16 protein-coding genes are annotated in these 14,400 nt (G+C 73.6%); 9 read left to right on the top strand and 7 right to left on the bottom strand.

Annotation, left to right across the window (positions count from 1 at the left end; all coding sequences use genetic code 11):
- Positions 1-31: 31 nt before the first annotated feature.
- From ACFXDE_RS23345 to ACFXDE_RS23330, 4 genes are all read left to right on the top strand, one after another.
- Complete coding sequence (locus ACFXDE_RS23345; RefSeq protein ID WP_380496728.1) at positions 32-601, top strand: methyltransferase family protein; 570 nt, start codon at positions 32-34, stop codon at positions 599-601.
- A 253-nt stretch (positions 602-854) separates the two neighbouring features.
- Positions 855-1,133 (top strand): Sec-independent protein translocase subunit TatA, encoded by a 279-nt coding sequence (tatA, locus tag ACFXDE_RS23340; protein WP_380435714.1) that lies wholly within the window; start codon positions 855-857, stop codon positions 1,131-1,133.
- Between the two features lie 144 nt (positions 1,134-1,277).
- Positions 1,278-2,633, top strand: a complete 1,356-nt coding sequence (locus ACFXDE_RS23335) for a hypothetical protein (RefSeq protein ID WP_380496726.1) — start codon at positions 1,278-1,280, stop codon at positions 2,631-2,633.
- Positions 2,634-2,638: 5 nt separating this feature from the next.
- Positions 2,639-3,160, top strand: coding sequence for a potassium channel family protein (locus ACFXDE_RS23330; RefSeq protein WP_380496725.1), 522 nt, complete (start codon positions 2,639-2,641; stop codon positions 3,158-3,160).
- Positions 3,161-3,327: 167 nt separating this feature from the next.
- Here the strand turns inward: ACFXDE_RS23330 and ACFXDE_RS23325 are convergent, their stop codons facing one another.
- Positions 3,328-3,591, bottom strand: coding sequence for a hypothetical protein (locus ACFXDE_RS23325; RefSeq protein ID WP_380496724.1), 264 nt, complete (start codon positions 3,589-3,591; stop codon positions 3,328-3,330).
- Positions 3,591-3,956, bottom strand: coding sequence for an ATP-binding protein (locus ACFXDE_RS23320; protein WP_380496723.1), 366 nt, complete (start codon positions 3,954-3,956; stop codon positions 3,591-3,593). The genes ACFXDE_RS23325 and ACFXDE_RS23320 overlap by 1 nt, the downstream gene beginning before the upstream one ends.
- A gap of 246 nt (positions 3,957-4,202) precedes the next feature.
- Here ACFXDE_RS23320 and ACFXDE_RS23315 point away from each other — a divergent pair, with 246 nt between their 5' ends.
- The 3 genes from ACFXDE_RS23315 to ACFXDE_RS23305 all read left to right on the top strand — a co-directional run bounded on the left by ACFXDE_RS23315 (position 4,203) and on the right by ACFXDE_RS23305 (position 7,265).
- A complete protein-coding gene (locus ACFXDE_RS23315) occupies positions 4,203-5,066 on the top strand; it encodes a helix-turn-helix domain-containing protein (protein ID WP_380496722.1) in 864 nt (287 codons plus the stop codon).
- On the top strand, positions 5,059-5,244 hold the full coding sequence (locus ACFXDE_RS23310) for a DUF397 domain-containing protein (RefSeq protein WP_380496721.1): 186 nt from the start codon (positions 5,059-5,061) through the stop codon (positions 5,242-5,244). Before ACFXDE_RS23315 ends, ACFXDE_RS23310 begins: the two co-directional genes overlap by 8 nt.
- Before the next feature lie 278 nt (positions 5,245-5,522).
- A complete protein-coding gene (locus ACFXDE_RS23305; RefSeq protein WP_380496720.1) occupies positions 5,523-7,265 on the top strand; it encodes an RICIN domain-containing protein in 1,743 nt (580 codons plus the stop codon).
- Between the two features lie 53 nt (positions 7,266-7,318).
- On the opposite strand, the gene ACFXDE_RS23300 is transcribed toward ACFXDE_RS23305, so the two are convergent.
- Complete coding sequence (locus tag ACFXDE_RS23300; protein ID WP_380435698.1) at positions 7,319-7,690, bottom strand: VOC family protein; 372 nt, start codon at positions 7,688-7,690, stop codon at positions 7,319-7,321.
- A 38-nt stretch (positions 7,691-7,728) separates the two neighbouring features.
- Positions 7,729-8,334, bottom strand: coding sequence for a CGNR zinc finger domain-containing protein (locus tag ACFXDE_RS23295; protein ID WP_380496750.1), 606 nt, complete (start codon positions 8,332-8,334; stop codon positions 7,729-7,731).
- Positions 8,335-8,433: 99 nt separating this feature from the next.
- Between ACFXDE_RS23295 and ACFXDE_RS23290 the strand changes: the two genes are divergently transcribed.
- A complete protein-coding gene (locus ACFXDE_RS23290; protein WP_380496718.1) occupies positions 8,434-9,177 on the top strand; it encodes an MBL fold metallo-hydrolase in 744 nt (247 codons plus the stop codon).
- Positions 9,178-9,258: 81 nt separating this feature from the next.
- On the opposite strand, the gene ACFXDE_RS23285 is transcribed toward ACFXDE_RS23290, so the two are convergent.
- The 3 genes from ACFXDE_RS23285 to ACFXDE_RS23275 all read right to left on the bottom strand — a co-directional run bounded on the left by ACFXDE_RS23285 (position 9,259) and on the right by ACFXDE_RS23275 (position 13,283).
- Positions 9,259-10,776, bottom strand: a complete 1,518-nt coding sequence (locus ACFXDE_RS23285; RefSeq protein WP_380435694.1) for a protein kinase — start codon at positions 10,774-10,776, stop codon at positions 9,259-9,261.
- A gap of 597 nt (positions 10,777-11,373) precedes the next feature.
- Positions 11,374-12,447, bottom strand: coding sequence for a hypothetical protein (locus ACFXDE_RS23280; RefSeq protein ID WP_380496717.1), 1,074 nt, complete (start codon positions 12,445-12,447; stop codon positions 11,374-11,376).
- Positions 12,444-13,283, bottom strand: a complete 840-nt coding sequence (locus tag ACFXDE_RS23275; protein ID WP_380496749.1) for an RNA polymerase sigma factor — start codon at positions 13,281-13,283, stop codon at positions 12,444-12,446. The genes ACFXDE_RS23280 and ACFXDE_RS23275 overlap by 4 nt, the downstream gene beginning before the upstream one ends.
- Positions 13,284-13,568: 285 nt before the next feature.
- Here ACFXDE_RS23275 and ACFXDE_RS23270 point away from each other — a divergent pair, with 285 nt between their 5' ends.
- Complete coding sequence (locus ACFXDE_RS23270) at positions 13,569-14,264, top strand: hypothetical protein (protein WP_380496715.1); 696 nt, start codon at positions 13,569-13,571, stop codon at positions 14,262-14,264.
- Positions 14,265-14,400 lie beyond the last annotated feature (136 nt).

Raw genomic sequence — 14,400 nt, 5'->3', positions numbered from 1 at the left:
GCCCTGGTCCACGAGCGTCAGGAGCCCCACCATGTCCCTGCCGAGCCTGCTCTCCGTCCTCGGTGTCCTCGCCTGGGCCGGGTACGAGCTGCTGCTGCGCCGCCGCGACGACTCCGCCGCCGGCACCTGGCGCGCGGACGACCGCGACCGCGGCTCGACCCGGCTGCTGCTCGCCTGCTACGCCGCCTGCGTCCTGGTGATCGTCCTCCTCGGCCGCGCGTCGGTCGGCGAACTGCCCGTGTGGGCGCGCTGGTTCGGCGTCGCCCTGATCGCCGCCGGGCTGGCCCTGCGGGCCTGGGGCATGCGCACCCTGGGCCGCTTCTACACCCGCACCCTGCGCACCGTCGACACCCAGGAGGTCGTCCGCACCGGCCCCTACCGGCTGATCCGCCACCCCGGCTACTGCGGCAGCCTGCTGGTGTGGACGGGCTACGCGCTCGGCCTGGGCAGCTGGCCGGCCACCGTGGTCGTGTTCGCGCTGCTGCTGGCCGCCTACGGCTGGCGGATCGCCGCCGAGGAGCGCCTGCTGGTGGCCGCCCTCGGCCCCGCGTACGCGCAGTACCGGCGGGAGTCGAAGCGGCTCGTCCCCTTCGTCTACTGAGCCCCGCTGCTGAGCCCCGCCCCTGCGACCTCCGACCATGGCCCGCGACCGCGACCTTCGGCTGTGACGTTCGACACCCCGGCCGGGACGCACCGGCCGGGACCACGGCACTCGCGGTCCGCTTGAGCGGCACCCGCTTTTCGGCCAGCGTTTCCCGGCCGGTGTATCCGTTCCGCACCGGGGCCAGGCATACTGGCCGGACGGGTACTTTGCCCTCCCGTGACTCTAGACAAGAAGGGACCGGTGGCCAGGGATGCTGCGGAACGGTCTTGAGCCCTGGCACATCTTGGTGGTGCTGGCGGTCGTAGTCCTGCTGTTCGGATCGAAGAAGCTGCCGGAGATGGCCCGTGGCCTCGGCAAGTCGATGCGCATCCTGAAGGCGGAGACGAAGGCGATGCGCGAGGACGACACCCCGGCCGAGGCCGCGGGCACCGCGCAGAGCACCGCCCAGCAGCCGGCCGACCGCCCGGCCGTCACCCCGACGAACGTCACCAAGGCGACCGAGACCCCGCGGCCCGAGACGACCGCCTGAGTCCCGTCGGACCTTCCGGAGGCCCCCGGCACCGTCACCGCGACGGCGCCGGGGGCCTCCGTCGTTCCCGGACGCCCCCGACTGGCCGGTCACCGTGATCCGTTGTCTCCTGGGAGGCACCGACCGGACGAACGGAGTCGCGGCATGCCGACCGACGGGCCGGGCGCCTCCCCTGACGAACCGCCCGGCGAACCACCCGACGAACTGGCCGACCTGCGGGCCCGGCTGAGCGCCGTCGAGGCCCACGAGGCACGGCTCGCCGAGGAGTTGCGGGCCCGCCCGCCGCGCCACCGGGTGCGGTCCGCGTTCGCCGTCCTGCTGGTCCTGCTGGCCTGCCTGCTGACGCCGCTCGGCGCCGTCGCCGTGTGGGCGAAGTCCGAGGTCTCCGACACCGACCGCTACGTGGCCACGATGGCCCCGCTCGCCCGGGACCCCGCGATCCGGGCCGCCGTGACGGACCGGGTGACCGACGAGATCGTGAAGCAGCTCCCCGTCGACTCGCTGCTCGACGACGTCGCGCCGGACGACCGGCCCGTACTCGGCGCGCTGCTGGGCAGCATCGGCCAGGCCCTCGGCGACGGGATCGCCGGCTTCGTCCACACCCAGGTCCAGCGCGTCGTGGACAGCGACGCCTTCGCCACCGTCTGGACGGACGCCAACCGGGAGGCGCACGCCGCGATCGGCCGGATGCTGACCGGGCAGGGCGGCGGCGCCGTCGAGCTCAAGGGCAACACCGTGGTGCTCGACCTCGCCCCGCTGATCGCCCGGGTGAAGACGGCGCTCGTCGACAACGGGCTGTCCATCGCCTCGAAGATCCCGGAGATCCACACCTCGTACACGCTGGTGCAGTCCGACGCCGTCCCGAAGGTCCGCACCGGCCTGCGGCTGCTCGACGTGGCCGGCTTCTGGGTGCCGGTCCTGGCCGTGGCCTGCGCGACCGGCGGAGTGCTGCTGGCCGTCCGGCGCCGCCGGGCGGTGGTCACGGCGGCGCTCGGCATGGCCGCCGGGGCCCTGCTGCTGGGCATCGGGCTGAGCGTCTTCCGGGCCGTCTACCTGGACGCGCTCCCGGCCGGCGTGGACCAGGCCGCCGCGCACGCCGTCTACGACACCCTCGTGCGCTACCTGCGCTCCGCCGTCCGGGTGGTGGTCGCGCTCGGGCTGCTGGTGGCGCTGGGCGCCTGGATCAGCGGCTCCGGGCGCCGGGCCGGGACAGTGCGCGGGATGTGGCGGGCCGGACTGGGCGCGGTGCGGCGGGTGGCCGAGCGGGCCGGACTGCGGCTCGGGCCGGTCGGGCGCTTCGTGCACCGCTGGAAGGCGTGGCTGGGCTGGGCGGCGGTCGCGGGGGCGGCACTGGCCTTCGTGCTGTGGGACCGTCCGACGGCGCTGGTGACGCTCTGCCTGGCGCTCGGGCTGGTGGGCGCGCTCGCGGTGCTGGAGCTGCTGGACGAGCCCGGACGGAGCACGCGGGCGGGCGTCCAGGGGGCGGCCGGGGGAGGCTGAACGGGATGTCCGAGAACCCGCCGCCACCTGCCGACGTACGGGCCTGGTACTGGCTGCTGGGCTCGTTCACGCTGCTGATGGTCGGGTACTTCACGCTGCCGCTGGAGTGGTTCGGCGACCGCCGGCCGGTGGTGAGCTGGGGGGTCTTCGTGGGGGCGCTGGCCGGGCTGACGGGGACGCTGGTGGCCAAGATCGTCGGTGTGATGCGCGGGACGGCGCAGCGCCCGGTGGTCTGGCTGATCTTCCTGATCTGCCTGACGATGACGATCTACGCGGCGACGTACTACGTGCTGGGCGCGCGCAAGGCGGAGTTCAACGGGCTGGAGACCCGGCTGGACGCGCTGTACTTCACGGTCGTGACGATGGCGACGGTCGGGTACGGCGACATCACGCCGTCGGGGCAGGCGGCGCGGCTCGTGGTGGTCCTGCAGATCGGGTACAACTTCGTGTTCCTCGCGACGGCGGCCGGCACGCTGTCGCGGGCGATCCGGTCGAACGTCGAGAACCGGATCCGACGGCAGGGCTGATCGGGCGGATGGGGCTGATCGGGCGCGGCGGGCCTGTGCACGCGACCCGCCGGGCGTCCGGTCGGGTCAGTCGTCCTCGTGGGGAGGGGTCGCGCGCAGGGCGGTGACGACGCCGAGGACGACGGTGGCGATCGCGAGGGCGAGGAGGACGGCGAAGGCCGCCGCGATCAGGAACCGCACGGGGTGCCCCGCTCCCGGCCGACGTCGAGGAGGAGGGAGAGGAGGTTGAGGAGGGTCGAGGCGGGGGCCGTGTTGAAGCGGACGAGGACGCGGCCGTCGATGGTCTTGTCGGTGCAGGCGGAGGGGAAGATCAGGCCGAACTCCCGGCCGCGCTCCTGGACTTCGGCGAGCAGGGTGCGGATGTGGTCGTCGCTGTAGCCCCGGATCCGGGGATCGGTCGGCAGCATCGGGCGCCGGCGGCGGGCGGCCATCAGGCGGCGTCCAGCTCGCACTCGAACCACACGGACTTGCCACGCTGCTGCGGGTCGACGCCCCAGCGGTCGGAGAGCCCGGCGACGAGCTGGAGGCCCCGGCCGGACTCGGCCAGTTCGGGGAGGGAGCGCTGCTGGGGGAGGGTGGGGCTCTCGTCCGCGACGGAGACCCGGAGGGTGTTGTTGATCGCGATGATCTCGACGACCGGCGCGGGGGTCTCGCCGTGCCGCCAGGCGTTCACGAGGAGCTCGGCAAGGGCGAGTTCGGCATCGGCGATGGCGGAGGGCGGCCAGCCGGCGCGGGTCATGGCGTCGCGGAGGGACTGGCGACAGATGGTGAGGGAGGGCGTGTTGAGGTGACGCATGGGAGAACTCCCGAGGCGTGAGTGAACGTGGACGGATACGTCACCGTGAGCCAGGTCGGATCGAGGCATGACTGCTCTGCGGTGCGACAGGGGTGCATTACTGACGACCCGTCGGATCGATGTGACATCGACCATAGCGCAAGGGGACACAAATTTTAGACTCTCGCCGGGAAGTTCCACCTTCCGTGGCTGCCCGGCCCCTGAGCCCTGCGGCACACTGATCTCATAACCCGCAGAGAGGACGCCATGCCCCTTCGACCGAACCCGACGTTGCGTCAGCGGCGCCTGGGCACCGAGCTGCGGCGGATGCGGGAACAGGCCGGCCTCGGCGGCAGCCAGTTGGCGCGAGAACTCGGCATCCAGCCTGCCCAGATCACGCAGATGGAGAGCGGAAAGAGTGGGATCGGCGTCGAGCGGCTGCGGACCATCGCCGCTGTGTGCATGTGCACCAACCAGCCCCTGATCGACGCGTTGGCCGACATGGCCTCGGAGCGCACGAAGGGGTGGTGGGAGGAATACCGCAGCACCCTGACCATCGACTTCCTTGAGGTGGCAGAGCTTGAGGGTCACGCCAAGCGGATCACGTTCTGCAACACCGTCTACATTCCTGGTCTTCTCCAGACCGGAACCTATGCATCGGCAGTGTTCGCTCGACTTGTCCCTCCGCTGCCGCCACAAGAAGTCGAGACCCGGACGGACTTCCGCCTCAGGCGCCAGGAAGTGGTCAGGTCGGGGACAACTCCTCTCCGCGCCTTCATCCACGAGGCCGCTCTGCGCATGCAGTTCGGTGGACCGGTAGTGCTCGCGGATCAACTCGCAGCCCTGCTCGATGACTCTGAGCGCCCCGGCATCTCCGTTCGCGTGGTCCCGTTCGCCGTTGACACCTTCCCTGGCGCCGGCGAGAACCTCACCTACATCGAGGGACCGGTCCCCGAGCTGGACACAGTCGAGATGGACGTCTCCCAGGGCGCTCTGTTCTTCGACTCGCCGGCGAACCTGGCCAAGCACCGAGTCATCTTCTCCAGCTTGGACTCCACAGCCCTCACCGAGGAACAATCTCGCGACTTCATCCGATCCATCATGAAAGAAGTGAAAGCCGCTTATGCCTAGCCTGGAGTGGCAGAAGTCCAGCTACAGCGCGTCGAGCAACGAGTGTGTCGAGATCCGTACGGCCGGTGGGGCGATCGAGCTCCGCGAGTCCGACGACGGCGAAACCATCCTCCGCACCACCCCTCCTCGCCTCGCCGCGCTCCTCCGCGCCATCAAGGCCGGCGAACACACCCGGTAGCGGCCCGGCCCGCAGCGGGGCTCCCGGCCGGCGCGCGGTGCCCGAAAAAATCTTCGCGGGCCGCGGCAACCTTTCCGAGGGCGGTGACAACTGGGTGGTGTCCGGACAGGCGGTCTGGTCAAAGGCACCGGCTGAAAGAGAGCATCGCCATGTTCGCTCACCCATCCACCTCACCGGAGGCGTCGTCCCGCTCTGCCGAGCCAGGCCGGAGGCAGAAGCACCGCAGCCGTCGGTTGTACCAGCGTCGGAGTCTCTGGGCGGCCGTCGGCCTGGCGGTCGTGGGCGGTTCCGTGGTCGTGGTCAACACGGCCTCGGCGGGGACCGTGGACACGAACGCCTGGTACGTGCTGGTCAACCGCAGCACCGGCGAGGCGCTGGACGCCCCCGCCTACGCCACGAACGACGGTGCTCCGCTGGCGCAGTGGAACCGCAACGGCGGGACCAACCAGCAGTGGAAGTTCATCGACTCGGGTGACGGGAACTACCGGCTGCAGAACCGGAACTCCGGCAAGGTGCTGGACGACTACAACTGGTCGAGGACCGAGGGCTCCGAGCTGGTGCAGTGGAGCGACCTGAACGGCGCCAACCAGCAGTTCCACATGGAGAACTCGTCGGACGGCTACGTGCGTCTGATCAACCGCTTCAGCGGCAAGGCCGTCGAGGTCCCGGGCGGCTCCAAGACAGAGGGGAGCCACATCGCCCAGTACCACGACTGGAACGGCCCCCAGCAGCAGTGGCAGCTCGTCCCGGCCGGCAGCGTCAGCGGCGCCGGGAACGCGGGGAGCTCCGGCAGCGGCGCCACGCCCACCACGCCTGCTGCGCCCACCACGGCCGCCAAGCCTTCCGCGCCTGCCAAGCCCGGCGCCGGCGTTCCCGCGAGCCAGGCTCCGAGCGGTACCCGCCCGACCTCGGCAGCTCCGGCCGCCCCCGCCGGCGGTGGCTCGACGAAGACCTTCATGGGCAGCAACACGGTGCTCGTCGGCGGCATGATGAACGAGGCCTCGACGAGCGCCGCGCCGTTCGACATGCGCTACGCCTACGTGCACAGCCAGCCCGCACCCTCGTCGGACTACTACTCGGCAGCGCTCTGCAAGGCCGCGTGGTCGAGCTGGTGGGGCTGCTGGAGCGGCGAGACCACCGCGCCCGGCTTCTACGTGACCTGGAACGACGACCACGTGACCAAGGCGACGTACCAGGGCAAGCCGCGCCCGCAGAAGAACTTCTGGACCTGGTACTCGCTGCGCGACCTCGGAGACCTGGCGGGCCAGGGCGACGGTCCGGGCGAGGTCGTCGCCATCAACAGGGCCGACCTGCTCACCCGCTACATGAACGACTACCGCTTCTTCCTCCAGAAGATCGGCAACTCGCAGGACGCGATCGACATCGAGCCCGACTTCTGGGGCTACGTCCGGTCGCTCGGCAACCCGCACCAGATCGCCGCGCAGGTCAAGGCCGCGAACCCGACGGACTGCGGATCGCAGGAGAACAGCGCCGTCGGCCTGGCCCAGTGCCTGATAGCGATGGCGCACAAGTACGCGCCGAACACCGGCGCCGGGTTCCACCTCACCTGCTGGGACTGGACCAGCAACATGCAGAAGTGCGTCAACGACTACACGGACCTCGGGGCGAAGAACGCCGACTTCCTCGTCGCCGACGTGGTGGACCGCGACGCGGGCTGGTACGCGCTGCCGGCGAACGGCGGCCGTGACACCTTCTGGAACGACCAGAAGGCCACCGCCGCACTGGAGTGGTACAAGACGATGGCCGAGTCGGTGGGCAAGCCGGTCGTCCTGTGGCAGATCCCCCTGGGCAACATGGCGCAGAACAACACCTTCGGCCACTACAAGGACGACAAGGTCGACTGGCTCCTCTCGCACATGGACCAGGTGGCGAACGCGCACGTCGCCGCCCTCCTGTTCGGCCCGGGGCAGCAGGAACAGACCACGGTCGAGTCCGACGGCGGGAACCTGATCAACAAGACGACCGCGTACCGCAACTCGGGCGGCACGCCCCTCAAGTAACCGTCCGCAGCCGGGAGCAGGAAGTCGGCCCGTCCGACTTCCTGCTCCGCACATCAGCCGTGGCTGGTGTCGATGACGCAGAAGACGTTGCCCTCGGTGTCGGCGAGCACCACGAAGTCCGGGTCCTCCGGGTACAGGTCCCAGTCGACGTCCCGGGCGCCCAGTGCCAGCAGCCGCTCGACCTCGGCGGCCTGGTCGGCGGCGTCGCGCGCATAGAGGTCCAGGTGCACGCGCGGGTGCCGCTGCACGGGCGATTCGCTGAGCCCGAGGGCGAGTTGGACACCCGTACCCGCCGCGGGTTCGAGGACCGTCCAGTCGTCCTCGACCAGGCCGCCGCGCGGCACGTAGTCGAGGGCGGCCGTCCAGAACGCGACGGCGCGGGCCATGTCGGAGACGCCGAGGACGAGGGATCCGATGGTCAGCATGGGCCCATTGTGGCCCTGGTCGTTTACTGGCGCTCCAGTCATCCGGGTTGCTTCGCCTGGCTGCGGCGGGCGTAGGCCCGGGCCGCGCGCACCCGGTCGCCGCAGCGCACCGAGCACCAGTGCCGGGCGGCGTGGGTGCGCACCAGGAAGCGCGTGCACGGGCTCGCTCCGCACGGGGCGAGGCGTTCGGCGTCCGGGCCGGTGAGCAGGTCCGCCGCGTCGGCGGCGATCGCGGCCATGGCGTGGTCGGCGATCCGGTCGGCCGGATGGACCGCGGCACGGTACGGCCCGCCCTCCCCGTCCCAGTGCAGCAGTGCGGCCACGGGGGTGGCGGTCAGCGCCGCGTTGACCGCGTCGACGGCCTCGGGCGGCGGCACCGTCCCCCCGCTGCGCGCCGCGAGGAGGGTCCGCAGGTGGGTGCGCAGTTCGCGCAGCCGTCCTGCGCAGGGCTCGTGGAGCACCGCGTCAGCGCCGGCCAGCCCCCGTTCGACCAGCCACTGAGTGGCGGCGGCCGGGGTGGCCAGCAGGTCGAGGCGGCCGGCGGGCAGCACGAGCTCGCTGTTGGCGAAGTCGAGGGCGACGTACCGGTCCGCACCCGCCGCAGGTGGTGGAGGGGCAGTGGCGGTCTCGCCCGGGGCTTTCATGACGCTCACGGTTCTCATGCTAAACCTTGCACTCTTCCGTGATGGCCAGTTAGGTTTCATCACGTCAAATTCCTCAGTTACCCGTGAGGTGAACCCAGCATGGCGACCATCCGCGCCTTCGGCGGCCCGACCACGCTCATCGAGTTCGGCGGCCTGCGCTTCCTCACCGACCCGACCTTCGACGGGCCCGGCGACTACCCGACCGGCAGCGGCTACGCGCTCACCAAGACCGCGCCCTCCGCCACCACCCCCGCCGACCTCGGCCCGGTCGACGCCGTCCTGCTCTCCCACGACGAGCACCCGGACAACCTGGACGCCTCCGGCCGCGCCCTGCTGCCGACCGTCCCGCTCGTGCTCACCACCACCAGCGGCGCCGGGCGGCTCGGCGGCACCGCACGCGGCCTCGCCCCCTGGGACTCGGTGGAGTTGACCCGCCCGGACGGCGGCACCGTCACCGTCACCGCCGCGCCCGCCCTGCACGGGCCCGAGGGCTGCGAACCGGTGATCGGCCAGGTGATCGGCTTCGTGCTGACCGCCCCCGACCTGCCGACCGTCTACGTCAGCGGCGACAACGCCTCGCTGCCGCTGGTCAAGGAGATCGCCGACCGCTTCGGCCCGGTCGACACGGCGGTCCTGTTCGCCGGCGCCGCCCGCACCCGGCGCTTCGACGGCGCACTGCTCACCCTGGACAGCGCGCAGGCCGCCGAGGCCGCCGTCCTGCTGGGCGCACGGCGCGTCGTGCCGGCGCACTTCGACAGCTGGGGGCACTTCACCGAGGGGCGCGAGGCACTGGAGGCCGCTTTCGCGGCGGCGGGGCTCGGCGACCGCCTGGACCTCTCCTGACCGGCAGGACCGGCAGGACCGGCAGGACCAACGAACAAAACCACCAGGCCGAGCAGCACCACCGCCCGCAGAGTCGTCGCCTCAGTCGTTCTGGTTGTCCGCCTGCGTGTGGAGGGCGGTGAAGAGCGCGCCGAGGCGGGCGTTCCAGTCCTTGGTGGTCGGGCCGTCGATGGCGTGCCGCTTGCTCATGTCGCGGACCACCTTCTGGGCATCCTTCAGGTCCTGGGCCGCGTCGTCGGGGCTGCCCTCGTTGAGGCGCGCCGAGGCATCGTCCAGGATGCGCAGGAGCTCCACCTGACCGCCGCGGTCCTTTCCACCCACCTGGGTCTGGGCGACGGCCTGGCGCAGCGCGTTCAACTGCACGGCAGGCGGCTGGTTGCGCGGGACGGTCGGGGTGGGGGCGGGCAGACCGGGCACGGTGGTGGGCGCGGCGCTCGGGCCCGGGGCGGTCGTGGCCGGCGCGGGCGCCTGGGTCGCGGGTGCGGCGGCGGCCGGCTTCTTGGCGGCCGCGTTGCCCGGCGGCGTGTCGAAGGCCGTGAGGGCGATGGCGGTGACCCCGGCCAGGCCGGCCACGCCCAGGGCGCCCAGGACGAGCGGCTTGCGGCTGCGCGCGGGCCTGGCGGGCGCCGGGGGCGCCATCGGGACCGGCGCCATCAGGGAGGTGGCAGCGGGAGCCTGGGGCGGGAGCACGGTGGTGTGCTGCTGGTTCGACGGGAGCGGCGGCAGCATCTGGGTGGGCGCGGCGGTGGCGAGCAGCTCCGCCGTCGGGTCGCCCACGGCCAGCCCGGGGACGGTGGCGAGGAGCTCGGCCCGCGCCGCGGTGGCGTCCGCCGGGCGGTCGGCCGGGTTCTTGGCGAGCAGCCGCAGCACCACGGCGTCCAGCGCGGGCGGCAGCCCGGGACGGCGCGCGGACGGCGGCAGCGGCTGCTCGCTGACGTGCTTGAACGCGATCGCCACCGGGGTCTCGGCGGTGAACGGCGTCCCGCCGGTCAGCATCTCGGTCAGCACGCAGCCGACCGCGTAGAGGTCGGTGCGGCCGTCCAGCGCGGAGGCGGTGGCCTGCTCGGGCGACAGGTACGCGGCCGTCCCGAGCACCGTGGCGGTCTGGGTCAGGTTGTTGGAGGAGCCGGCCCGGGCGATGCCGAAGTCGACGACCTTCACCCCGCCGTCGTCGGTGATCATGATGTTGCCCGGCTTGATGTCCCGGTGCACCAGCCCGGCCGCGTGCGCGACCGCGAGCGCCTCGCACACCGCCGCCGCGATGCCCACCGCGCGCTCCACCGGCAGCTGCGGCTGCTGGGCGAGGACGGCCGCCAGCGAGCGCCCGTTCACCAGCTCCATGACGATGTACGGCGAGCCCTGGTCCATGCCCGAGTCGAAAACCATGACGACCTTCGGGTGCACCAGCATCGCGGCGTGCTGCGCCTCCCGGGAGAACCGCTCGGCGAAGCGCGGGTCGTCGGCGAGGCCCCCGTTGAGGACCTTGACGGCCACCTGGCGTCCCAGCACGCGGTCCACCCCGCGCCAGACGGTGGCCATGCCGCCGACGCCGAGTATCTCGACGAGTTCGTAACGCCCGTTGAGCGCCCGTCCGATCACCTGGAACTCCCCTCACGCCGGGCCCGGGGTCCCGGACCGCCTCGTGCACCCGTGCACGATAGCCGCCGGCGTCCGTGCCGCCCGGCGCGGTGTCCGGGCCGGTCCCGGCCGAGGCCGCCGGAGGACTCCACGCGCGCCGTGGTGGCGGCGGTTCCGCCTGCCTGCCACGAGGCTCGCCTGCCGGAAGCCCGCCTGCCGGGAAGCCTGCCTGCCGGGAGGCCCGTCTCCCGGGAGGGGGAGGCGGCCGGGGAACCGGGCAGCGGATCCCCGACCGCCCGTTCGGGGTGTGTGTGGCCCGCCCGGACTGCGGGCGGGCGGGCCACACGTTCCGGGCCGGCCGGGCCGGCGGCGCGTCCGGGGTGAGCGCCTGCCGGTCCGGCCGGGGGCCGGCCGGGTGGACGGTGGGCACGGGGGAGCCGACCGGCCACCCGGGGTCTCGGGTGGTCGCCGCGGCGCCGCGGGTGTCGCGGTGCCGCAGGTCCTGCGGTGGTGCTGGCTACTGCGGTGGTGCTGGTTACTGCGGTCCTGCGGTCCTGCTATCCGGGTGGGCGGCGGGCCCGGGGGGATTCGCCCACCGCCCACCCGGAGTCCTGTGGGTCACCCCTGGGCGGCCTGCCGGTCCTGCCCGCTGGGGCGGACGTCGGGCAGTGCGGGCGACGCCGGGAGCGTCGGCGTGGTCCGGCCGGGTTTGGGCCCGCCACCGTTGGTGGTGTTCCCGCCGCCGTTGCCGCCGGAACCGCCGTTGCCCTTGCCGCCGTCGACGCCGCTGCCGCCCGCGGCTCCGGAGCCGTTCGCGTTGCCACCGCCGGAGCCGGCCGCGCCACCGGAGCCGAAGCCCTGGCGGTCGTCGTGCGTCGGCTGCGGGGTGGCGCTGCGGTGGGCGTCGTCGCCCGCCCGGCCGAGCGCCTCCCCGCAGTAGTCCTCCACCTTGTCCGGGCCGCCCGCCTCCTCGACCAGCAGGGTGAACACCGGGTCCAGGACCAGCTGGCTCGGGTGCTCGCCCTTGCCCTTCCGGTCGGTGAACGTGTGGCAGAGGGCGACCATCGCGGCGGACGCGGGCTGCGTGGCCCGCCCCGTCGGGGAGGGGGTCCCGGGCGTCGGCGAGGCCGACGGCCCGAGACCCTGAGCGCCTCCGCCGGAGCCGCCGGCGGAGGGGCCGTTGTACGGCCGGGCGGACTGGCCGCCCGGCGTGGTGGTGCCCGGCCCGTGCCCGGACGTGGGCAGCGCGCCCGTGGCGCCGCCGCTCGCGAGGGTGCGCTCGGGCTCGGTGCCGCTGCCGATGGACAGGTTCCCGGTGCCGGCGGCGACCGCGACCCCGCACAGCGCCGTGGCGCTCAGCACGGCGGCAACGGCCTTCGTGCTGAAGGCCCTGGCGAGGGCGGCGGTTGCCATCGGTCGTCTCCGGACGGGTGCGGTCGTTGCGGTCGTTGCTACGGGGTCGGACGCGAGACGGGCCTCCCGGAACGCGGTCAGGGCGGCCTGCTCCCCGGTCAGCTCGGCGGCCGTCGCCGGGGCGGCTGCCGCGGCGAGTACCCGGGCGACCTGCCCGGCGGCGTCGCCGTCCGGTCCGGTGAGCGAGGCGTCCTGCCCGGCCGACGGGCCGCCCACGGCACCGCCGAGCAGCTGCTCGGCGGCGTCACGGTCGATCCGACGGGATCGGTTGGTGCTCATCTCATGTCCTTCAGCGTCGCGGCCCGGCGTTCTGTCACACCCTGCGGAGAAACTTTTTTCGCGGCCTTCCCGGCGGCCCTCCCGGAGGGTGTCCCCGGCTCCTGTCCGGCCGCCCGCGCGGCCGGGATCCCGCGGTCGGATCCCGGCCCTGCGCCCGGCCCCTCGCCCGGCCCGAACGACTGCTCCAGCAGCTTGGCGAGCCGCCGCAGCCCCCGGTGGGCGGCCATCCGGACGGTGCCGGCCCGCTTGCCGAGCACCTGCGCGGCGCTCTCCGCGTCCAGCTCCATCACCACGCGCAGCAGCACCGCCTCGGCCTGGTCGCGCGGCAGCCGGGAGATCAGCGCGAGCGCGTCGCCGGTGCCGACCCGGGCGAGCGCGGCGCCCGCGGTGTCGTCCCCGGCGGACAGCTCGGCGAGGTACTCGAACGGCAGGTCGGCCACCGGGCGGCGGCGCCGGGCCCGCAGGTGGTCCAGGGCGCGGTTGCGGGCGATGGTGGCCGCCCAGCCGCGGAAGCCGTCGCCGTCGCCGGAGAAGCCCCGCAGGTCGCGGGCGACCTGCAGCCACGTCTCGGAGGCGATGTCCTCGGCGTCCTGCACGTCCTCGGGCCGGCCCCCGACGAGGACCCGCAGGTAGCGCAGCAGGCCGGGCTGGACGGTCCGGAAGAGGAGCCGGAACGCCTCCTCGTCACCGTCCTGCGCGGCCCGCACCGCCTCGGTCAGGTCCGCGGGAGCGGGGGCCGGGCCCGGTGGCGGGGCGGCGGGTGGTACTGGTCCGGACCGGCCTTCGGGGCTGCCGGTGCCCGCTCCGGGGCGCTCTGCACTCTGCACCCGCCACATCATGCGCCATCCGCGCGGCGCGGGCGGGCCCGACCTTGGACCGGCCCGCCCGGGGCCCAAGGTCCCGCGGACGACCGCCCTTCGCCCACGGCCGCGGCGGGGCCGCCAGGCCTACGTTGTCCGTGGGCGAATCGACCGGGCCCGCCGCCGCCTCGTGACCGCAGCCCCCGTCCGGGGCGTGCCGTCCGTCACGCCCGCGCCTCCGTGCGCCCCCGCCCCACCGGCCTGCGCCGACCCCGCGCCCGGCCCGCCCGCAGCCACCCGCAGCCACCCGGAAGGACCTCCATGACCGCCGCCCGCGAGCTCCACGCGGCGGGGCTGCGCGACCACCTCGCGCCCGCCCTGCGCGCCCTGGGCCTCACCGGGTGGCGCCGCACCTTCAGCCTCCCGGACGAGACGCACTGGCTGCTGCTCGGCCTGGTCGAGGCGCCCGCCGCCGACCGGGTCCGCTTCACCTTCGGCCTCAGCGTCGTCCGCCGCGCCGACTGGGCCGCCGCCGGCCTGCCCGGGCACCGGCCCGACCCGCGGACCGTCCACGGCATCGAGACCTGGCGGGCCCGGATCGGCGAGGTGCTGCCGGTCGGCGACGACGTGTGGTGGGAGGTGCTGCCCGGACCGCGCTGGCAGGTGGCGCTGGACGACGCGGCGGCCGCCGTCCGCCACTACGCCCTCCCCGAGCTGCGCCGCCGGGCCGAGCGGGACCGCACCGGCGCGGGCGAGGCGTACCTCTCCCCCGCCGACCTGGACGACGTCAACGCCGCGCTGCTGACCGCCGCGGTGCCGCGGATCCGGCGCGCCGAGCTCGTCGCCGGGGTGCTCGTCCTGACCGGCGCCTGGACGAGGGCCGACGCCACCGCCCGGGCCGTGCTGGAGGGCACCGCGCTCGGCTTCCTCTCGGCCGGGGACGAGCGCTTCCACGGCGTGCGGTGTGCGGACACGCTGGGCCGCGAGCTGTGGACGTTCACCGCGGCCGAGGGGTGAAAGCACAGGTCACCGGCCCTTCCCGGCACCCCGGCGAAGGCGGTGTCATGACGCGCACCATGACGTCTGTCATGCGGATCAGGCAACGGACGGCACTGATCTGACGGAGGGTCGCGCCGGAAGACTGGAGGCACGA

The organism is Kitasatospora sp. NPDC059408 (genome assembly GCF_042751525.1).
Classification (GTDB): domain Bacteria; phylum Actinomycetota; class Actinomycetes; order Streptomycetales; family Streptomycetaceae; genus Kitasatospora.
Note: the sequence above shows the minus strand (reverse complement) of the source record. Positions and strands in the feature narration are given on the sequence as shown.

What these genes read in the sequence shown, in the direction of transcription:
- ACFXDE_RS23280 (WP_380496717.1), bottom strand. Translation starts at nt 12,447, where the DNA reads ATGAGCACCAACCGATCCCGTCGGATCGACCGTGACGCCGCCGAGCAG.
- ACFXDE_RS23310 (WP_380496721.1), top strand. Translation starts at nt 5,059, where the DNA reads ATGCCTAGCCTGGAGTGGCAGAAGTCCAGCTACAGCGCGTCGAGCAAC.
- tatA (WP_380435714.1), top strand. Translation starts at nt 855, where the DNA reads ATGCTGCGGAACGGTCTTGAGCCCTGGCACATCTTGGTGGTGCTGGCG.
- ACFXDE_RS23335 (WP_380496726.1), top strand. Translation starts at nt 1,278, where the DNA reads ATGCCGACCGACGGGCCGGGCGCCTCCCCTGACGAACCGCCCGGCGAA.
- ACFXDE_RS23345 (WP_380496728.1), top strand. Translation starts at nt 32, where the DNA reads ATGTCCCTGCCGAGCCTGCTCTCCGTCCTCGGTGTCCTCGCCTGGGCC.
- ACFXDE_RS23325 (WP_380496724.1), bottom strand. Translation starts at nt 3,591, where the DNA reads ATGGCCGCCCGCCGCCGGCGCCCGATGCTGCCGACCGATCCCCGGATC.
- ACFXDE_RS23320 (WP_380496723.1), bottom strand. Translation starts at nt 3,956, where the DNA reads ATGCGTCACCTCAACACGCCCTCCCTCACCATCTGTCGCCAGTCCCTC.
- ACFXDE_RS23315 (WP_380496722.1), top strand. Translation starts at nt 4,203, where the DNA reads ATGCCCCTTCGACCGAACCCGACGTTGCGTCAGCGGCGCCTGGGCACC.
- ACFXDE_RS23275 (WP_380496749.1), bottom strand. Translation starts at nt 13,283, where the DNA reads ATGTGGCGGGTGCAGAGTGCAGAGCGCCCCGGAGCGGGCACCGGCAGC.
- ACFXDE_RS23295 (WP_380496750.1), bottom strand. Translation starts at nt 8,334, where the DNA reads ATGAAAGCCCCGGGCGAGACCGCCACTGCCCCTCCACCACCTGCGGCG.
- ACFXDE_RS23290 (WP_380496718.1), top strand. Translation starts at nt 8,434, where the DNA reads ATGGCGACCATCCGCGCCTTCGGCGGCCCGACCACGCTCATCGAGTTC.
- ACFXDE_RS23300 (WP_380435698.1), bottom strand. Translation starts at nt 7,690, where the DNA reads ATGCTGACCATCGGATCCCTCGTCCTCGGCGTCTCCGACATGGCCCGC.
- ACFXDE_RS23270 (WP_380496715.1), top strand. Translation starts at nt 13,569, where the DNA reads ATGACCGCCGCCCGCGAGCTCCACGCGGCGGGGCTGCGCGACCACCTC.
- ACFXDE_RS23330 (WP_380496725.1), top strand. Translation starts at nt 2,639, where the DNA reads ATGTCCGAGAACCCGCCGCCACCTGCCGACGTACGGGCCTGGTACTGG.